The following is an 18,165-nucleotide window of genomic DNA, read 5'->3' as shown; positions in this document are numbered from 1 at the left end:
CCTCACACCAGCACTCGCTCGCCGTCGCGCGGGACCACTGCGGTCCAGCCGTGCTCGGTCTCCAGCCGTTCGGCCAGCGTCTCGGATCCCTCCGGTTCGCCGTGCACCACGTAGGTGGTGGCCGGAGGGGGCCCAGTGGCCGCCCACGCGAGCAGCTCGTCCGCGTCGGCGTGGGCGCTGAACGCGTCCAGCACCTGCACCTCGGCTTTCACCGGCACGTACCGGCCGTGGATCTTGATCTCGCGGGCGCCGTTCACCAGCTGACGTGACCGCGTGCCGACCGCCGCGTAGCCGACGACGACGATCGTGTGCCGGTTGTTGGGCAGCATCGACTTCAGGTGGTGCAGCACCCGCCCACCTGTGGCCATGCCGGAGGCCGAGATGATGATCGACGGCCTCTTCGGGTCGTTGGCCTGCATCGACTGGGTGGCGGTGTGCAGCTCCGCGAGGTGTCCGGGGTCGAAGGCGTCCTCACCGTGCATCAGTTCGGGACGGATCTCCGACCAGCTCTTCGCGACCGCCTCCCGGTAGACGCGCAGCGACGCGAGCGCCATCGGGCTGTCGACGAACACCGGCAGGTCGGGGATCTCACCCGCGCGCACGAGCTTGGCCAGCTCGATCAGGATCACCTCGGTCCGGTCCACCGCGAACGCGGGGATCAGCACGCTGCCACCCCGCGCGGCCGTGCGGCGGATGGTGTCCGCGAACAACGCGACCGCCGCGGCGTCGTCGTGCCCGCGGTCGCCGTAGGTCGACTCGATCAGCAACGCGTCGCACGCCGGCCTCGGCTGCGGCGGCAGCAACACCCGGTGTGCGGGTCTGCCCAGGTCACCGCTCACGACCACGCTGCGATCGCCCAGCGTCAGGTGGGCCCACGCCGATCCGAGGATGTGCCCGGCGCGGCCGAACTCGAGGTCGACTCCGTCGGAGATGGCGCGGACCGCGTTGAAGTCGATCGGCCGGAACAGCCGGATGGCGCGTTCGGCGTCGTCCGCGTCGTACAGCGGCAGCGCGGGCCGGTGCTTGGACCAGCCCGCCTCGTTGGCCTGACGCGCCTCCTCCACCATCAGGTGCGCGCTGTCGGCCAGCACGATCGCGGCCAGGTCCGCGGTGCCCTCGGTCGTGAACACCGGCCCGCGCCACCCGTGCCGCACCAGCACCGGCAGATAGCCGCAGTGGTCGAGGTGGGCGTGGGTGAGCACGACCGCGTCCAGCCGGTCGAGGTCCAGCGGGGGCTGCTTCCAGTTCCTCCGCCGCAGCGGCGCGAGCCCCTGGAACAACCCGCAGTCCACCAGCACCTGCGAGCCGCCGGTGTCGAACAGGTACTTGCTGCCGGTGACCGTGCCCGCGCCACCGAGGAACGTCAGGGTGCTCATCGTCTGCCTCCTCGTGCTCACCGGTCACACGGTCCTTTTTTCCCGGCGTCGCACCCAGCGGCACGTGACCCTGCGGTATCGGGACCTTCGTCCCGGTTCAGCGCCTTGCTTTGCGCTCTGTGCCGGGAGAGAGGGCCAGGCGACCGTGGAGGCATGGAACCTGTCGTGGTGATCGCAGACGGCTCCCCGTGGGACGAGGAGGCCGCGCGCTGGGCGCGTGCGCACGCGGAACTGGTCGGCGCCGAGGTGGAGACTCATCGGCTGCAGGACCACTTCCACGCCCAGCTCGTGGTCCTGGGCTACCAAGGCCGGAGCAGCTCCCCGCTCGGGCTCGGCAGGCACGTCCTGCCCACCGTGTACGCGACGTCCTGCGACACGGTGGTCGTGCGCGGGACGGCGGCCGCGTTGCGCGGCGAGCACGGCCGCGTCACCGCGCTCGTCAGCGGCGGTCCGGACGACGACTTCGTGCTCGCCGCCGCAGCGGCCTTCGCTCTGCGGCGGGGCGCCGTGCTGCGCGTGCTGCACGCCGCGCCGTTGCCCGTCCTGCGCGACGACCTCGACGAGGACCACAGCTGGGTCCTCGCCCGCTCGTCCGCGTCGCTCGGCGGGTTCCCGCACACCGCCGTGCTCGTGCGCCGTCAACCGCACGAGGCCATCAGCCGCTGCACCGACAGCGACCTGCTCGTCGTCGGACCTGGTGAGACCCGCACCTGCGGGGCCGTGACCAGGGCCGCGCTCCACCACGCCCCGTGCCCCGTTCTCGTGGTGCACCGACCCGTACAGGAGGAACGCCGTGGCACCCCTTCCGTCCCCGCTCCTCGCCGACCAGTTCGCACCTCGGTTTGAGTTCGGCCGCACCGACCACGTGGTCGTGGACGCCGATCCCACGTCGGCGTTCCAGGCGGTGCACGACCTCGACCTGACCGACCTGCACGGCTTCCTGGTCACCGCCGCGGTCCGGCTGCGCGAGCTGCCCGAGACGTGGCGTGAGCGCAACCGCCGGACACCCCGGCAGCGCACGCGTCTGACCATCAACGACCTCGCCGCGGGCTCGGACTGGGTTCTCCTGGGCGAGCAACCCGGCCAGGAGATCGTCTTCGGCGCGATCGGCAAGGTCTGGCAGCCGATCGTCAAGTGGGTGCCCGTGGAAGAGGCACGCGACTTCATGGACTTCGCCGAACCCGGCTACGCCAAGGTCGTCTGCTCGCTCTCGGTGCTCCCGTACGGCCAGCGGCGCTCGCTCGTCAGCGCGGAGATGCGGGTCGTGCTCACGGATCCGCACGCGTGGCTCAGCTTCCGCCGCTACTGGCGGATCAGCACGCCGTTCATCGGGGTCATCAGTCGCGCTGTCCTGCGGACTGTCAAGCACTCCGCCGAGGCGGGGAGTCTGCGATGAACGTCATCAGCACACGTCAGCTCACCAAGCGCTACGGCAGAACGACGGCCTTGCGCGACCTGAACCTGGAAGTACGCCAAGGCGAGGTCTACGGGCTGCTCGGACCGAACGGAGCGGGCAAGACCACCACGCTCCGCCTTCTCATCGACGTCATCAGGCCGACGCGCGGCAGCATCACGCTGTTCGGCGAGCCGATGTCGCCCCGGCTGCGCGGCCGGATCGGCTACCTGCCGGGCGAGCTGGTGCTCTACGACCGTCTCACCGGCGCCGACTACCTGCGCTTCTGCGGCGCCCTGCGCGACCACGCCGACCTCGGAGAGGCGACGACCCTCGCCAAACGCCTCGACCTGGACCTGGACCGCCGCACGGGCGAGCTCTCCAAGGGCAACCGGCAGAAGCTCGGTCTCGTGCAGGCGTTCGCACACCGGCCCGACCTGGTGATCCTCGACGAACCCGCGTCCGGCCTCGACCCGCTCGCACAACGGGAGTTCCACGCGTACCTGCGCGAGTACATCGACGGCGGCGGCACGGCGTTGTTCTCCTCGCACGTGCTGTCCGAAGTGGAGCACGTGGCCGACCGGGTCGGCATCCTGCTCGCGGGCAGCCTCGTCGTCGAGGACACCGTCGCGTCGCTGAAGGCGAACGCGTTGCGGGAGCTGACGTTCACCTTCGCCGAGGAGGTCGCGGCGGCGACGTTCAGCGGGATCCCCGGTGTGCAGGCCGTGCAGGCCACGGGCAACGAGGTGCGGTGCCGCGTCTCGGGCGCCGTCGGCGAGCTCGTGCGCACGGCCGCCCGGTTCTCGTTGCTCAACGTGACGAGCCACGAGCCCGACCTGGAGGACATCTTCGTGCACTACACCGAGGAGCGCGGCGATGACGACTGAGCTGATGACGAAGTCCTTGCGCGACAACCGGTCCGGCATCATCGGCTGGGGTGTCGCGCTCGTCGCGAGCGTGCTGCTGCAGCTCGCGGTCTACCCCGCTGTCCGCGACGCGGCCGGGAGTTCGAGAAGCTGCTCGACTCCTATCCCGAGGCGTTCAAGGCGTTGTTCAACGTCCAGCAGTCCCTCGCCAGCGGCGTCGGGTACCTGCAGGGCGAGGTGTTCGGCTTCCTCGCCCCGCTGGTGCTGCTCGGCATCGCGATCGGGCAGGCCGCCAGGGCCACCGCGGCCGAGGAGCAGGAGCACACGATGGACCTCCTGCTGGCCAACCCGATCTCCCGCACCCGCCTCGTGCTGGACAAGGCCGCCGCCGTGCTCGCCGCGGTCGCGATCGTCACCGCCGCGTTCGCCGTCGTGCTCGTGGCCGGCAGCGCGGCCGCGGGACTGGGCGTGCCGTGGCAGGACCTGCTGGCCGCGGTGCTGGCGAGCGCGGTGGTGGCACTGCCGTTCGGCGCCACCGCGTTGCTCATCGGTGCGCTGACCGGACGGCGCGGCCTGGCGATCGGGGTGTCCGTGGGCCTGGCCCTGTTCAGCTATCTCCTGGACGCCCTGTCCGCGCTCGCTGACGGGTTGCGCCCGTGGCGAGTGCTGTCTCCGTTCCACCACGCCGGGGTGAACGAGGCGCTGACCGGCGATCCGAACTGGCTGGGACTCGCCGGCCTGGTGGTGCTCACCGGCCTGCTCGTCGTGGGCGCCGCGGCGGCGTTCGAACGCCGGGAGATCAGGAGCTGACCAGCCGGTGCCGTGCGGCGGCCAGGTAGGTCGCCGCCGGCATCCCGGCGAACAACCGCCATTCCTGTGGTGACGTCGTGGCCTCGTCGAGGAACCGCAGGGCCGGTTCCGCGGTGCGGTACCGGAACAACGCGCCGAACGCACGTTCCAGCTGGGCAGGTTCCCGCGTCACGACGTCCAGCAACACGCCGTCGAACAACCGGAACCTCGCTGATTCCGCCGGCAACGCGAACGGGTGCCCGTACTCGTGCAACGACTCCGCGATCGCGGCGCTGTCCCGTTGGACGCGCTGGTAGCCGAATCCAGTGGATGCCTTGAGCAGCCCGCCCTTGGCACCGATCGTGAGCACGTTGCCGTTCCTGCGCGGGGTTTGCCGGGCGCGCAAGGGAAGCACCGCGTGCTCTTCGCATTCGATCTCGTACTGGCCGACGTCCGCAAGGTACTCGGCAAGAGCTTCTCGTTGCGCTGCTTGGTCAGTTGTCGCGTCCGGCGCCATGAACGAGGTGTGCTCCACGAGTGCGTGATGAGCGTCGCCCGGCAGCACGTACACAAAGCTCGCCCCGCGCGCCTGTGACGTCCGGAAGTCGAACAGTGTGGGTATCTCCGCGTCGAAGGCCGCCCGTTCGGCCCGCACCCGCCATCCCCGGAACGACAGGAGTGCGTCCGCGGGCGGCTCCTCCGCCGGACCGATCACGCTGTCGAAGACCCACCGGGCCCGCAAGTGCTGTCCGTCAACCACCACTCCGTCATCCGCGATCCGATCCACATGACCTTCGTAGAACGTGAAGTGCCGCAACGGATCGGTGAACCTCCGCACCACGGAGGCCAGGTCGTCGCCCCGCACCACCCGGTACCGGTAGCGGCCGAGCCGCAACACCTTCGTGGTGCCGTTCACGTGCACACGAATCCGGTCGAACCACCGGCAGGCAGCCGCGTCCAGCAGCCCGGGCCGGTCGCTCCACGACGCCCAAGCCTTGGCGCTCAACGGATCGCGCCCGTCGTCGACCACGATCACCGGGTGCCGGTGGTCCATCACCGCGAGGTGCGCCGCGAGACTCAGCCCGCTGAGGCCACCTCCTGCGATCACGATGCGCGTCATACCACCACTCTGTGCGGAAGTGTCCTTGCCCACCACGGCAAGGCGCACTCTGAGCTGAGGACCTTGGTCCCTGCGTTCGGCGTCGCCGATAGCGCAACGTTGAGGTATGAGCACAACGCTGACACGCGAGGTCTGGAAGACCTGGTTCGCCTGGGTGACCGCCGGGGAGTTCCTCGGCTTCCTGGCCCCGGCGCTGACCGGCGCCCTGACGTCGTCGGCACCGGTGCTCGTCCTCGCCGGCACAGCGGAGGGCGCGATCCTCGGTGCGGCGCAGTGTCTCGTCCTGCGCCGCACGTTCCCCTCGCTCAGCGCACCTCACTGGATCGGCGTCACCGCACTGGCCGCCGGTTTCGCCTGGGCGGTCGCTCTGCTCGCCGTCGACCACAGCCAGTTCCTAGGTAACCTCCCGCTCCCCGCACTGCTCGCGCTCGTGTCGATCGCCGGCATCGGCGTCCTTTTGTCGCTGGGCACGGGTCAGTGGCTGGTCCTGCGCCACCACGTCGCCAGGGCACACCTGTGGGTGGGGGCCAACGCCGTGGCGTGGGCCGCCGGCCTGGTCGTGTTCGCGGCGTTCACCACTCCCCTCTGGCAACCCGGCCAGCCGGCGGTGCTGATCGCCCTGATCGGAGCACTAGGAGGCCTCGTCATGGCGGCCACGATGGCAGCGATCACCGGCTCCGCCCTCACCCGACTCCTCAACCGGAGCTGACATGGACACCGACAGCTACATCGCCTTCCTGACCATCAGCACGCTGCTGGTCATCGCCGACGCCGCGATCATCACCATCAGCGGGCGCCGCTACCTCGCCACGAACTCCCACCGCGGCACGAGCATCGCCGCAGGCTGGCTGACCACCACCCTGTTCATGCTGATCGTGCTCGGTCTCGTCGCGCTGCTCTCCACCGTCGACGTGCCAGTCGACGGCCAGCTGCAGCAGCTCGTCACCAAACTCGGCATCGTGCTGCTCCTCCTGGCATTGGCGCACGCGATCACCATGAGGGTGCTCGTGAGCTACCGCGGTGAAGAGCGTCAGGAACAGCTGGCCGACCAGCTGGCGGAGGAACACACCGAGCGCGACCGGAACCACAGGCCCTCAGTCACGCGGTCGATCGAACGGTCGGAGCCCTATTCGACGCCGTAGGGCACACACCGAGTCGCTCGCCGTGCTGATTGCCGTGTGACACCCCAACTGCGTTCGCCCGGCGTCGGCGTGCCGTTCGGTCCGATCGCCGAACCCATCGCCCACAAGCACGCCACGCTCGGGGTGCGGCCCAACCGGTACCTGATCGTCGGCAAGCACTTCATCGGCGCCGTCGCGACCGTGCTCGGTGACGCCGTCACGCCTGAGGTCGCGGCCGCGTGGGACGAGGTCTACTGGTTGTTCGCGGCCTCGCTGATCGCCGCCGAGGCACGGCTGCACCAGAACGCCTGCGTCTCCCCCGACACACTCTGGCGGCCCTGGCGCGTGGCGAAGCGCGACGAGGAAGCCGTCGACACCATGTCCTTCACCCTGCTGCCCGATGACGGGCGGACCGGTACTGGCGTTCGAACTGGGCCAGTACGTGTCGGTCGCGGTCGACCTGCCAGACGGGCAGCGCCATCCGCGTTGAGCTGCTTCTGTTCGCGGTGGTCATGGCCGCGACCACCGTGCACGGCATCGCCCACAGGCCAAACGCCAACCCCGACAGGGCCAGGGCGGCATCCATCACCGCGCTCGTCGGCTCACTTGGCGTCGTCCTGCTCGCCACCGGCCTGGTCGAGGCCACCTGGCACGGTCGCGCGACGGTCGCTCGCGCCCGTGGGCAGGCGCAGCCGCTTGAGCGCCAGCGCGTTCACGGCGACGATGAGGCTCGAGCCGGACATCGACAACGCGGCGATCTCCGGGCGGAGCATCAGCCCCAAGGCGGGTTCGAACACACCGGCGGCGATCGGCAGAGCGATGGCGTTGTAGCCGATGGCCCAGCCGAGGTTCTGGCGCATCTTGCGCAGCGTGCCGCGCCCGATGCGCAACGCGGTCGGAACGTCCAGCGGGTCGGAGCGCATCAGCACCACATCGGCGGTCTCGATGGCCACGTCGGTGCCGGCGCCGATGGCGATGCCGAGATCGGCCTGAGCCAGGGCCGGGGCGTCGTTCACGCCGTCGCCGACCATCGCGACCTTGCGGCCACTTCGCTGCAGCTCGGCGACGTGTGCGGCTTTGTCGCCAGGCAGGACCTCGGCGATGACGGTGTCGATGCCGAGCCGCGAGGCGATGCGTTCCGCGGTCGCCTGGTTGTCGCCGGTCAGCATGACGACCTCGACCCCGAGGTCGTGCAGCGCCTCGACGGCGGCCACCGACGTTTCCCTCGGCGCGTCGGCGATGCCGATCACGCCGGCGGCCACACCGTCGACCGCGGCCAGTACCGCGGTGCGCCCGGTGGCGGCCAGCTCGTCCCGACGCGCCGCCAGGGAGCCGAGGTCGACGCCTTCCCGCTCGAGCAGTCGCCGGTTGCCGACCACGACACGCCGTCCGTTCACCTGAGCGATCGCGCCGTGTCCCGGCACGTTCTCGAACCGCTCGGCGCGCACACCGTCGAGGTCGCCGGCGCGGCGGACAATGGCCTCGGCAAGCGGGTGTTCGGACTCTCGTTCGACCGCTGCGACGAGCCGCAGCAGTTCGGTCTGGTCGAAACCGTCGGCGATCACGTCGGTGACCTCGGGCTCACCCTTGGTCAGGGTGCCGGTCTTGTCCATCACGACGACATCGATGCGCGCGGAGGTCTCCAGTGCCATGGCGTTCTTGAACAGCACGCCGCGCTTGGCGCCGAGCCCGGTGCCGACCATGATCGCGGTCGGGGTGGCGAGTCCGAGGGCGTCCGGGCAGGTGATCACGACGACCGTGATGGCGAACAGCATCGCGGTGGCGAACGAGGCTCCCGAGAGCAGCCAGGCCGCGAGGGTCAGCGCGCCACCGGCCAACGCGACCAGCACCAACCAGAACGCCGCCCGGTCGGCGAGCCGCTGACCAGGTGCCTTGGAGTTCTGTGCTTCCTGGACGAGCTTGACGATCTGGGCAAGCGCGGTGTCCGAGCCGATCTTGGTCGCTCGGACGCGCAGCGTGCCGTTGGCGTTGATCGTGGCGCCGATGACGGCCGAGCCGGGTGCCTTGTGCACCGGCAGGCTTTCACCGGTGACCATCGACTCGTCGACCTCGGACTCGCCGTCCTCGACGACACCGTCCACCGCGATCTTCGCACCCGGCCGCACCAGGAGTAGATCACCGACCACCACCTCGGCGGTGGGCACCTCGACCGGCTCGTCGTCGCGCAGGACAAGGGCTTTGGGTGGCGCCAGGTTCAGCAGTGCCCGGATGGCGTCGTTCGCGCCGCCGCGGGCCCGCATCTCGAACCAGTGTCCCAACAGGACGAACGCGGCCAGCACAGTGGCGGCCTCGTAGAAGACCTCTCCCCCGCCGGTCAGCGTGATCACCACGGAGTACAGCCAGCCCGCGCCGACCGCCACCGCGACGAGCACCATCATGTCGAGTGTCCTGGCACGCAACGCACGCCAAGCACCGTCGAAGAAGATCCAGCACGAGTAGAAGATCACTGGCAGGCTGAGCAACAGCGACCACACGTCCGCGCGGATCCCGAACGGCGTGGGCAGGTGCAGCCCGAAGACTTCCGTGCCGATCGGCGACCACAGCAAGATCGGGATGGAGAACAGCAACGCCACCAGGAACCGGTTGCGCATGTCGGCGACCATCGCGGCCATCGACATTCCCGCATGGCCACCGTGGCCCATCATCTCGTGCGGCGAGTGCTCAGCGCCGGGTTCCGCGGCCGGATCGCAGATGTGGTGCGGCACGGACTGGCCGGCGCAGTGGTAGCCGCAGTCGACGACCCACTGGCGCAGGTCGGCCACGGAGGTCACGGCCGGGTCGAACCGCACGGTCGCGGTCTGCGCGGTCGGGTTGACCTCGACGTGGTGCACACCGGGCTGCCTGCCGAGCTTGGCGTTGACGACGTTCTGCTCGGACGCCCAGTGCAGTCCGCTGACGTCCAGCACCACGGTGCTCATCGAGACTCCTCATAGCCGAGCACGGACATCATCCCGGCTTCGGCGTGGTAGGCGTTGTGGCAGTGAACCATCCACTGGCCGGGGTTGTCCGCGTCGAACTCACACGCCACGGTCTGGCCGGGCCGCACGATCACGGTGTCCTTGCGCGGGCCGTTCAGCTGGAAGGTGTGTCCGTGCAGGTGCATCGGGTGCCACATCATCGTGGTGTTGACGAACTCCAGCCGGACTCGCTGTCCACTTCGGACACGTGCCGGGGTGAGGTCGCCGGCGCGGCCGTTGATGCCCCACTCGTAGCTCATCATTCCCCCGGTCAGGGCCACCCGGTGCACCAGGTCCGGTTTCCTCACGCCCAGCGAATGCACCGCCTTGAGCTGGTCGTACGTCACGACCTTGCCGTCCAGCTCGGCAGGACGCACGTCGGGAACGGCGCCGGAGCCGGTGCGCACGACCGCCTGGGCATTGGCGTTCTTGCCTTCCGCGAGCGCTACAAGCGGGAACACGCCGTCCGCCAACGTGATGAGCACGTCGTAGCGCTCGCCCATACCGATGACCAGGGCGTCGGTGTCCGCTGGGGTCACGGGGAACCCGTCGGTGTGGGTGACCGTCATGCGATGGCCACCCAGTGCGACCCGGTACGCGGTGTCCGCGGCCGCGTTGATGAACCGGATCCGCAAGCGGTGGCCCGGCTTCGCAGCGAACGTGACGGGCGCGGCCGCGACTCGGCCGTTGATCAGGTGGTGCGGATGAGGCACGTCCCCGCCCAGCCCGGTCATGCCGTGCATCGAGTGCCCGCCGCGCCGCCGCAGTCCCGCGAACACCTCGTCCGGGTTCGTGCCGGTCCCGTCGAGCCAGTCGTCGAGCACGACCACCCACTCCGCGTCGTACCTGCCGGGTTCGGCGGAGTCCTCGACGATCAAGGGCGCGTACAGGCCGCGGTCGAGCTGAGTCCCGGTGTGCGGGTGGAGCCAGTGCGTACCGGGCGTTGGCGCGACGAACCGGTAGGTGAAGTCCTCCCCCGGTTTGATCGCGGCCTGGGTCACGAGAGGCACGCCGTCCATGTCGTTGCGCAGCGCCAGCCCGTGCCAGTGGATCGACGTCTCCGCGGGCAGCCGGTTCACCAGCCGGGCCTCGACGAGGTCGCCAGCGCCGACGCGGATCTCCCTGCCTGGCAGAGCTCCGTCGTAGGTCCACGTCTCGACCACCGGACCACCGAGGTCGATCTGGCTCCGGGTCGCGGTCAGCGTGACCGCACGGGCACGGCCGCTGCCACCGCGAGCCGACTCCGTGCGGCTCACCATCGGATCGGTCGGCAGGATCAGCCGGTTCTCCGCCGAGCACCCGGCCAGTCCGAGTGCAACGGTGCCGAGAAAGGCCCGGCGGCTGAACGAGTTCATGTCGTCGCCCTTCTGAAGAGCCTCGCGGCCAGCACACCGAGTACAAGCAGCCAGCCGAGACCCAGCAACAACGCCGCGGTCTCGTCGAAGCTCGCGGTCAGCCCGCCGTCCAGCAGCACGCGATCGGCGCCGTAGCCCGGCAGGAACCGGGCCCAGTCCGCCGGTTCGGCGCGCAGCATCGGGCTCTGTGCGATCCCCACGTCCAGAAACGGCAGCAGGAAGGCGATCAGCACACCCGACACCCGGCCGAAGATCGGCCCGATGCACACGCCGATGAGGGCGTAGGTTGCGGCCAGCAACGCGTTGCCGCCCGCGTAGACGGCCCATTGCTCGGCGTCGAACACCGTGGCGGTGACGGCAAGAGTAGCCGCGGTCACCAGCAGCACGACCAAACCGATCATGCTCAACCGTGCGGCCAGCAGCGTACGGGTACGGAACCCGGCGAGGGTGAGGCGCTGGTCGCCGGAGCGGGCGTCGAGGACGGCGAACAACCCGGCGAGCGCGGCCAGCGAGGCGACGGCGATCGGGGTCATGGTGCCGGCGTGCATGTTCGGAAGCCAGAACGAGAACAGCGACTTCCTTCCGTCGTCCACAAGGGACAGCGACGTGGTGTCGTCCGGCGTGATCACCTTGGACAGCCAGATGAACACGACCGGCACCACCACCAGCAACGCCCAGAGCACCGGGTTGCGGCGGTAGTCGCGCAGTCCCATCCGCAACGCGGTGGTAAAGCTGCCCCAGGTCCGGCCACCACGTGCGATTCGCGTGGTCGCGGCGACAACGACGCAGGCGGTGATGAGTGCACCGATCGTCCAGGCGAGTGCCCAGCCGAGGTCTCCGAGGCGGCCACCGTGCCGGGACGGCAGGTCGATCATCCACAGCGTAACGAAGTGCGTCGGCAGCCACCGGGTCGCGAGCCGGTCCGGCGAGCCCACGGCGGGACCGAAGAACACGTCCATGATCCAGACGAACAGGATCAGCACGGTGCCGTTGACCTGGTTGTGCACCAGGACACCGGTCACCGCTCCGATGGCGAGGTAGATCACCGCGAACATCAGCGTCCCGGCGGCCACGCGCCACGGCTGGTCGATCCCGGTGCGGGCGGGGAGCGCCACCAATGCCGCCGCGGAGGCCAGCACCGCCAGCGCCAGGCCGGTCGCCACGCGCGCGCTGACCAGTCGTGCGGACGGCAAGCCGGCGAGCACGAGCCTGCGGTCAGCCGCCCTCGCCGCCCGCAACTGGAAGTACGAAGCGATCCCCGCCAGGAAACCCGCCGCCCAACCCGCGGCGGCGGTCTCGACCGACGGCCCGGTGCCGCCGAGCAGCTTCGCGGCCTCGGCCATCGATCCCGCCGCCACAACCACGAACACCACCGGCACCAGCACAAGCACCAACGGGTTGACCGGGTTGCGCGCGTAGTCGGCCAGGAAGCGCCGCACGAACAACAGCGTCGTCATCGCGTCTGTCCGTCACTGAGGTGGACGATGCGGTCGAAGCGCTCCTCGTCGGCGACGAAATGGCTGATGATCAGCACCGATCGGCCTTGCTCGCGTCGTTGGGCGACGAGTTCCCAGAACCGCAGATAGGTGTCCCAGTCGAACCCGGCGTAGGGCTCGTCCAGCAGCAGGACCTCCGGATCGGCGAGCAGTGCGAGACCCAGGTTCAGCTTCGCCAACGTGCCGCCGGAGAGCTGGTCGGCGCGGGTCGCGGCGTACCGCTCGAACCCCAGCGCCGCGTACAGCTCGCGCCGCGCCCGCCGCTCGGCCTGCTGGCTCATCCGGTAGGCGCGCCCGAACAGTTCGAAGTGCTCGTCGCACGTGAGCCGCTCGTAGTACACCGGTTCCTGCGGGCAGTACCCGAGCCTGCCCACGACCGACACCGTCCCCGCGTCCGGCTGTAACGCCCGGACGAGTATCTTCATCAGCGTCGACTTGCCCGAGCCGTTCTCCCCCACCAGGCCGACGACCTCACCTGGCAGCAGCCTGAGGTCCGCGCCCCGCAACACCTTCCGGCGCTGCCGGAAACCCCGCCGATAGCTCTTCTCGAGGCCGGACGCCTCCAGCACCGCGGTCCGCAGAGGTAGGTCTGTGGTGGTCATGGCGCGGTCCAGGTGCCGATCGCGTCCTGAGGCAGTCCGGTGATGCGCAGTTCGACCGCGGCGCCCGACGGAACCGGCGTGGTGAACCGCAGCGTCCCTTCGCGGTGGTGCCCACCGGGTCCGGAACCGTCCCAAGCCGCTCCGCCGGCTTGAGTGCCGTTCACGGTCATGACGGCGGTGGCCGGGTCGAGCCCCAGTTCCACGGTGTGCGTGTCGAACTCGACCCCGAAGACGGCACCTGAGTGGTCCAGGGTCAGCGCGGTCATCGTCACCTCGACCTCGCCGGCCCGCGTGGTGCGCGTACCCAGATCCGCCGGGGCCGAGCCGGAACGGGTGGCGGACCAGGCGACCACGCCGAGGACGACCAGGGCGATCGCGGCGACGACGGCGACTCCGCGTCGCGACGTGGTGATGTGGACCATCGTTCTCACCGTCCTGTTGGGACCGGCATGCGGCGCAATCTGCGCGCTGCGAGGAAGACGCCGAGTGCGTTGATCGCGATGCCGGCCGCCATGATCGGAGTCCGGTACTCGGTCAGGAACACGGCGGCACCGGACGCGCCGATGACCGGCGCCAGGTCGGCGATGTGGTGGGCGCAGCACGCCACCATGCCGACTGCGGAGGCTCCCGCGCCGCCACCCGTCGCGGCGCGCACGTCGGCGTGCAGCCGCTTGCGCCGGCGGAGTTCGGCGAAGAGTCCGATCTGCGTGCCGAATCCGCCGACGATCATCACGAGCCAGGGCCAGTCCTCGACCGTCTGCTGCCCCAGGTGCTCAAGACCGCCCGCGAAACCGACAACCAGCGCGTAGAACGCCGCAAGGGCAACAGCCGCCACGACTCCGGCCCGCACCGCGTTCCTCGCCGCCATCACTGCCGACCGGTCGTGTGGTGGTCGCGATCCTGCTGATCGGATCCACCGTGACCGCCGTGACCGCCCATCATGAACATCATCATCAGCGGACAAGCCAGCACGACCAGACCGAACAACATCGTCTGGACAGGAACTCCTACGAAGGCGAGGCCGACGATCAGGATCGCGAGTGCGATCGCGTACAGCCCGAAGTGGTAGCGCTTCACGACGTCCTCCTCTGCTACCTGGACGTCTTCGAGCATCATCGCCTGAACCGCTGGTCAGCAGAGCAGCTCGTCGCGACCGGCGGAATCCGAAGGTCCCCACCTGGGACCGGCCTAGGTCCCTAGCACCGGCCTACGACGTCACTTAGGAGGTTTTCGTTTGCTGAAAGTCATCCTGCTCTATCGAACGGACGACCTTGCGAGGTCGGGTCCTAGGGCTCTGAGCAATCGACACAAGCCGAAGCACCGTAGAAGTCATGAGGACAGCCAAGATCGCGGGACTGGCAATGGGCGGCACCGTCGCAGCTGTGGCGTCGTATCCACTGTTGTGGCGCGAGTGGTGCCTGACCTGGGGCGCGACCGAGGAGGAGGCTCGGGCCACGTTGCCCGGTGACGACCTGCTGCGCCAACCCGACCTGATGACCACCCGCGCGATCACCGTCGCGGCGTCTCCCGGCCGAATCTGGCCGTGGCTGGTGCAGATGGGCAGCGGGCGCGGCGGCGCCTACACCTATGACTGGATCGAGAACCTGTTCGGCCTGAACATGCACAGCGCCGACGAGATCCTTCCGCAGTTCCAGGACCTGCACGTCGGTGACGTCCTGCCGGTCGGGGAAGGAGGGCCCAAGCTGCTGGTGGAGATTCTCGAACCCGATCACGCGCTCGTGCTGCGTTCCGACGACATGCGGTGGGTCTGGGCATTCGTGCTGCACGAGATCCCCGGCGGTACCAGGCTGATCAGCCGCAACCGCATCGCCGTCCCTGACGCGTCGCTGCTCGTCCGGTGGTTCAACCAGCTCGTGATGGAGCCGGGAAGCCTGGTGATGGAGCAGAAGATGTTGCGCGGCATCAAGCAGCGGGCCGAACGGCACCTCCGATGATCGACCGGGCAAGTCCCGACGACATGGTGTCGCTGGCCTCGGACATGCAGGTCGGCGCGATAGTCGTGCTGGAACGGGATCCTGGCGACGTCGAATCCCTGCTCGCGGACCGCATCCGGACCGTTCCGCGGCTGCGCCGGCGTCTGATCCGGACGCCGTTCGGTTGTGGCCGCCCTGTCTGGATCGACGACGCCGAGTTCGACATCACCAGGCACGTGCATCGCATGGTCTGCCCGGCTTCTGGCGACGAGACAGCGCTGCTGAACATCGCCTCGTCGCTGGTAATTCGCCCGTTGCCCCACTCGTCACCACTCTGGTCAGCAACGCTGGTCACCGGGCTGGCAGAGGAAAGAGCGGCGCTGATCCTGGTGTTTCACCACGTGTTGTCCGATGGCATCGGCGGCCTCGCCGTGCTGGCGAACCTGGTCGACGGGGCACCTCCTACCGAGACCGTGCCCTTTCCCGCTGTCGCGCCCTCCCGTCGTGAACTCGCGAAGGACGCCTGGAAGACCCGGCTGAGACTGCCTCGGCGCGACTCGTTCGCCGGGCTGCGGTGGCCCTCACGCGGTGCGCGCTGCTCCCTGAACCAGTCGACCGGCCCACGGCGGCAGCAGACCATCGCACGCGCCAGCGTGTCCCGCCTGCAGGCCGCCGCACACCGCTGCGGGGGCACGGTCAACGACGCCTTGCTCACCGCCGTCACGGGAGCACTGGGCACGGTGCTGATCGGACGCGGCGACCACGTCAACGAGCTGGTCGTCTCGATCCCCGTGTCGACGCGTCGATCTACCACGGCATCTCACCTGGGCAACAGCACTGGCGTCATGCCCGTCGCGCTGCCGACCGGCGGCGACCACTGGTCACGTCTGTCACGGATCGCCGCCATCACCCGGTCACACAAGAAATCGGTCAGGTCGGCCACACCGATCTTCCGGGTGTTGAAGGGGCTCGGGGCAGCGGGTTGGTTCATGAACCACCAACGCTTGGTGCACACCTTCGTCACCAACGTGCACGGCCCTGATCACCCCATGCGCCTGGCCGGCACGTCGGTCGTCGGCCTCACTCCGCTGTCGGCCACCACCGGCAACGTGACGGTGGCGTTCGCGGCCTTGTCCTACGCCGACACGTTCACCATCACGGTGGTCGCCGATCCCGATCATGTGCCCGACCTGCTCGTGCTCACTGAGGCGCTGCAGGCCGAGCTCGACCTGCTCAGCTGAATGCCTCAGCCAGGCGGAGGTGCGTTCGACCGGCCAGCGGACTGTGCCCTGTGGGGTACCAAAATGTGGTCCGACGAGTCTGACCTCCGTATCAGGCCGCCTCAGGTTCATGCTCGTTGATCAAGCCGCCGAGTACTGCTGACGACGTACGGGCCTACGGCCTGGCCCTGCGATCGGGTGATCGGGTCGCGGTGGGGTGTGGTCCCGTGTACTCACGCGGCTTCGTCTGGTACGGCAGAACTGCCGATCGCGACACTCCACCCCAACCGGCGGTCACAGAATCGAACTGGTGAACCAACTGCTCTACGGTCGGCACGGCAACAGCGGTGAGATCGGAGACTGCAGGATGACCGAGGCGAAGGAGTTCCACCGATACGCACTCCCGGCGTCACATCCGGTACTGCTCGACGATGATGGCTTCCTTCTGCCACCTTCCGAGGACGACTGGTTGAGCGGCGATGACGTACGGCCTGCCGCAGTCACGACGCTTCCCAAAGCGAAAAGCTCCTTCGCGCTTCTTGGTACCGGTGGTGCCGGTAAGACCAGTACCTTCGTAACGGTTGTCCGGCGCGGGGCCGGATCGATGCCGTCAGTCTTGAGGATCTCCCACACCGTCGACGCGGCGATCGCGACACCGAGCAGCGCGAGTTCACCGTGGATACGTCGATACCCCCACGAGGGGTTCTCGGTTGCCAGGCGCAGGACGAGATGGCGGATCGAAGCGACAGTGCGCGGACGTCCGGGCGCTCGGTTCACGCTCATGCGGGCATGGCGGCGCTGATCAGGTGGCGGTGCCACCTCAGCACCGTATCCGGGCTGACCAAGAGCCGGAGCCGGCGCAACGTCGCGCGGGCCACGGGCACAAGCAAGGCTGCGAGCAACACCCTGTCCTCAGGCCGCCATCGTGGACGCTGATCGCCGAGTTGCCGGTGCAGGACCGCAAGTTGGTGGCGTAACGCGAGAATCTCGACATCCTTCTCCCGATCGGTCATACGCAAGAGCCACAGCGCGGCGAAGACCTGGGAGACGGCGAGGTAGGCGAAGCGGACCAGCACGGCCGCGATCATGCCGGATGATGATCGCTAACACGCCGATGCCTGCTGGCCTGCACGGACGTATTTCTCGGCACGTACAGTGCTGCACTACGAACCGCTGCCCACCGCGCTGGGTCAGCTGGCCGAGGTGAACCTGACGACGTAGTCGCCGCCCTCGGTGCGGTGCATCGCACCGCGCACCGAGGGCGGGCATCACGCTCGTCGTCGTGCTCGCGGTCTTCGCACTTCTGCTGGGCGCCGCGATCTTCCTCCTGTCCACCTGAGGTCAGGACTGCGGCAGGAATTGCCATTGCTGGTTGGCGCCGCCGTTGGCAGTCCATTGCACGACCTGCGCACCGTCGCTTGTGGACGCTCCGTAGACGTCCGCCGCGAGACCGTTGCCGACGTTGACGATGGTGAAGAACCCACCGGCCGCCGGCCGCAGGAACCACTGCTGGTTGGTGCCGCTGTTCGCGGTCCACTGCTGTAGCTGTAGCCCGGCGGTGGTAGAGGAACCGTTGACGTCGAGCACCTTGCCGGTCGCGTCGTAGCGCAGGGTGAAGGCTCCGTTCTGCCCGGCGCTGATGGTCCAGGTCGCGTTTCCGGTCTGCTGCACGGTTTTGGCACCGTCGGCGGTGGAGTTGCCCGCGATGGCCAGCGGCTTGCCGCTGTTGCGGTTGACGATGCGGTACTTGCCGGGCGTGGGACCCTGGCCGGCGCCCAACGTGAAGTACTCGGCCGTGTCGGTGAACGTGGTGACGCCGGACTTGGCGGTGGACAGGACGAGGTACACCCGTGAGCCACTGGCGGGGGTCGTGAAGGACACCGGCTGGCTCACGCGCGAACCCAGCGGGATGGTC

At 69.0% G+C, this 18,165-nt stretch carries 20 protein-coding genes and 1 pseudogene; 9 read left to right on the top strand and 12 right to left on the bottom strand.

The features are described 5' to 3' along the window. Window positions 1-2: 2 nt before the first annotated feature. The gene (locus DI276_RS40155; RefSeq protein ID WP_112273735.1) at window positions 3-1,376 is read right to left on the bottom strand and encodes an MBL fold metallo-hydrolase RNA specificity domain-containing protein; all 1,374 of its coding nucleotides are present in this window, start codon (window positions 1,374-1,376) and stop codon (window positions 3-5) included. Between the two features lie 153 nt (window positions 1,377-1,529). Between DI276_RS40155 and DI276_RS40150 the strand changes: the two genes are divergently transcribed. From DI276_RS40150 to DI276_RS40135, 4 genes are all read left to right on the top strand, one after another. Continuing rightward, window positions 1,530-2,222, top strand: coding sequence for a universal stress protein (locus tag DI276_RS40150; RefSeq protein ID WP_112273733.1), 693 nt, complete (start codon window positions 1,530-1,532; stop codon window positions 2,220-2,222). Then, window positions 2,170-2,772, top strand: a complete 603-nt coding sequence (locus tag DI276_RS40145) for a hypothetical protein (RefSeq protein WP_112273731.1) — start codon at window positions 2,170-2,172, stop codon at window positions 2,770-2,772. The genes DI276_RS40150 and DI276_RS40145 overlap by 53 nt, the downstream gene beginning before the upstream one ends. After that, window positions 2,769-3,656 (top strand): ABC transporter ATP-binding protein, encoded by an 888-nt coding sequence (locus tag DI276_RS40140; protein ID WP_112273729.1) that lies wholly within the window; start codon window positions 2,769-2,771, stop codon window positions 3,654-3,656. Before DI276_RS40145 ends, DI276_RS40140 begins: the two co-directional genes overlap by 4 nt. A 162-nt stretch (window positions 3,657-3,818) precedes the next feature. Next, a complete protein-coding gene (locus DI276_RS40135; RefSeq protein ID WP_157985270.1) occupies window positions 3,819-4,445 on the top strand; it encodes an ABC transporter permease subunit in 627 nt (208 codons plus the stop codon). Here the strand turns inward: DI276_RS40135 and DI276_RS40130 are convergent. Further along, window positions 4,435-5,544, bottom strand: a complete 1,110-nt coding sequence (locus DI276_RS40130) for a lycopene cyclase family protein (protein WP_112273725.1) — start codon at window positions 5,542-5,544, stop codon at window positions 4,435-4,437. The two genes, DI276_RS40135 and DI276_RS40130, sit on opposite strands and share 11 nt — an antisense overlap. 106 nt (window positions 5,545-5,650) lie before the next feature. On the opposite strand from DI276_RS40130, the gene DI276_RS40125 reads away from it, so the two are divergent. From DI276_RS40125 to DI276_RS53335, 3 genes and pseudogenes are all read left to right on the top strand, one after another. Further along, entirely contained in the window at window positions 5,651-6,253 is a 603-nt protein-coding gene (locus DI276_RS40125) for a hypothetical protein (protein WP_112273723.1), read from the top strand. A 1-nt stretch (window position 6,254) separates the two neighbouring features. Continuing rightward, entirely contained in the window at window positions 6,255-6,686 is a 432-nt protein-coding gene (locus tag DI276_RS40120) for a hypothetical protein (RefSeq protein ID WP_112273721.1), read from the top strand. 36 nt (window positions 6,687-6,722) lie between these two features. Next, window positions 6,723-6,875, top strand: a pseudogene (locus tag DI276_RS53335) (hypothetical protein); the annotation flags it as partial. A 41-nt stretch (window positions 6,876-6,916) separates the two neighbouring features. Here DI276_RS53335 and DI276_RS53330 read toward each other — a convergent pair. From DI276_RS53330 to DI276_RS40080, 8 genes are all read right to left on the bottom strand, one after another. Beyond that, window positions 6,917-7,045: a hypothetical protein gene (locus DI276_RS53330; protein WP_332874751.1), complete on the bottom strand. Its 129-nt coding sequence runs from the start codon at window positions 7,043-7,045 to the stop codon at window positions 6,917-6,919. A 222-nt stretch (window positions 7,046-7,267) separates the two neighbouring features. After that, a complete protein-coding gene (locus DI276_RS40110) occupies window positions 7,268-9,604 on the bottom strand; it encodes a heavy metal translocating P-type ATPase (RefSeq protein ID WP_112273717.1) in 2,337 nt (778 codons plus the stop codon). Next, complete coding sequence (locus DI276_RS40105; RefSeq protein WP_112273715.1) at window positions 9,601-10,998, bottom strand: multicopper oxidase family protein; 1,398 nt, start codon at window positions 10,996-10,998, stop codon at window positions 9,601-9,603. Before DI276_RS40105 ends, DI276_RS40110 begins: the two co-directional genes overlap by 4 nt. Continuing rightward, on the bottom strand, window positions 10,995-12,455 hold the full coding sequence (locus tag DI276_RS40100; RefSeq protein WP_112273713.1) for an ABC transporter permease: 1,461 nt from the start codon (window positions 12,453-12,455) through the stop codon (window positions 10,995-10,997). Before DI276_RS40100 ends, DI276_RS40105 begins: the two co-directional genes overlap by 4 nt. Further along, window positions 12,452-13,096, bottom strand: coding sequence for an ABC transporter ATP-binding protein (locus DI276_RS40095; protein ID WP_112273711.1), 645 nt, complete (start codon window positions 13,094-13,096; stop codon window positions 12,452-12,454). Before DI276_RS40095 ends, DI276_RS40100 begins: the two co-directional genes overlap by 4 nt. Beyond that, a complete protein-coding gene (locus DI276_RS40090) occupies window positions 13,093-13,518 on the bottom strand; it encodes a hypothetical protein (protein ID WP_112273709.1) in 426 nt (141 codons plus the stop codon). Before DI276_RS40090 ends, DI276_RS40095 begins: the two co-directional genes overlap by 4 nt. Window positions 13,519-13,523: 5 nt before the next feature. Continuing rightward, the gene (locus tag DI276_RS40085) at window positions 13,524-13,964 is read right to left on the bottom strand and encodes a hypothetical protein (RefSeq protein WP_112273707.1); all 441 of its coding nucleotides are present in this window, start codon (window positions 13,962-13,964) and stop codon (window positions 13,524-13,526) included. Beyond that, window positions 13,964-14,212, bottom strand: a complete 249-nt coding sequence (locus DI276_RS40080; protein ID WP_232837247.1) for a DUF2933 domain-containing protein — start codon at window positions 14,210-14,212, stop codon at window positions 13,964-13,966. Before DI276_RS40080 ends, DI276_RS40085 begins: the two co-directional genes overlap by 1 nt. Before the next feature lie 215 nt (window positions 14,213-14,427). Here DI276_RS40080 and DI276_RS40075 point away from each other — a divergent pair, with 215 nt between their 5' ends. Beyond that, the gene (locus tag DI276_RS40075) at window positions 14,428-15,051 is read left to right on the top strand and encodes an SRPBCC family protein (RefSeq protein WP_112273705.1); all 624 of its coding nucleotides are present in this window, start codon (window positions 14,428-14,430) and stop codon (window positions 15,049-15,051) included. Next, window positions 15,048-16,271 (top strand): wax ester/triacylglycerol synthase domain-containing protein, encoded by a 1,224-nt coding sequence (locus DI276_RS40070; protein WP_112273703.1) that lies wholly within the window; start codon window positions 15,048-15,050, stop codon window positions 16,269-16,271. The genes DI276_RS40075 and DI276_RS40070 overlap by 4 nt, the downstream gene beginning before the upstream one ends. A gap of 758 nt (window positions 16,272-17,029) precedes the next feature. Here the strand turns inward: DI276_RS40070 and DI276_RS51590 are convergent. Together DI276_RS51590 and DI276_RS52740 are read right to left on the bottom strand one after the other, a co-directional pair. Beyond that, window positions 17,030-17,338, bottom strand: coding sequence for an integrase (locus DI276_RS51590; protein WP_198681211.1), 309 nt, complete (start codon window positions 17,336-17,338; stop codon window positions 17,030-17,032). A gap of 253 nt (window positions 17,339-17,591) precedes the next feature. Then, on the bottom strand, window positions 17,592-18,165 hold a 574-nt coding region (locus tag DI276_RS52740), incomplete at its 5' end, for an RICIN domain-containing protein (protein WP_232837246.1).

Origin of the sequence: Lentzea terrae, assembly GCF_003265345.1 — a bacterium.
In the GTDB taxonomy this organism is placed as follows: Bacteria; Actinomycetota; Actinomycetes; order Mycobacteriales; family Pseudonocardiaceae; genus Lentzea; species Lentzea terrae.
This window is presented reverse-complemented; position numbering and strand designations above follow the sequence as displayed.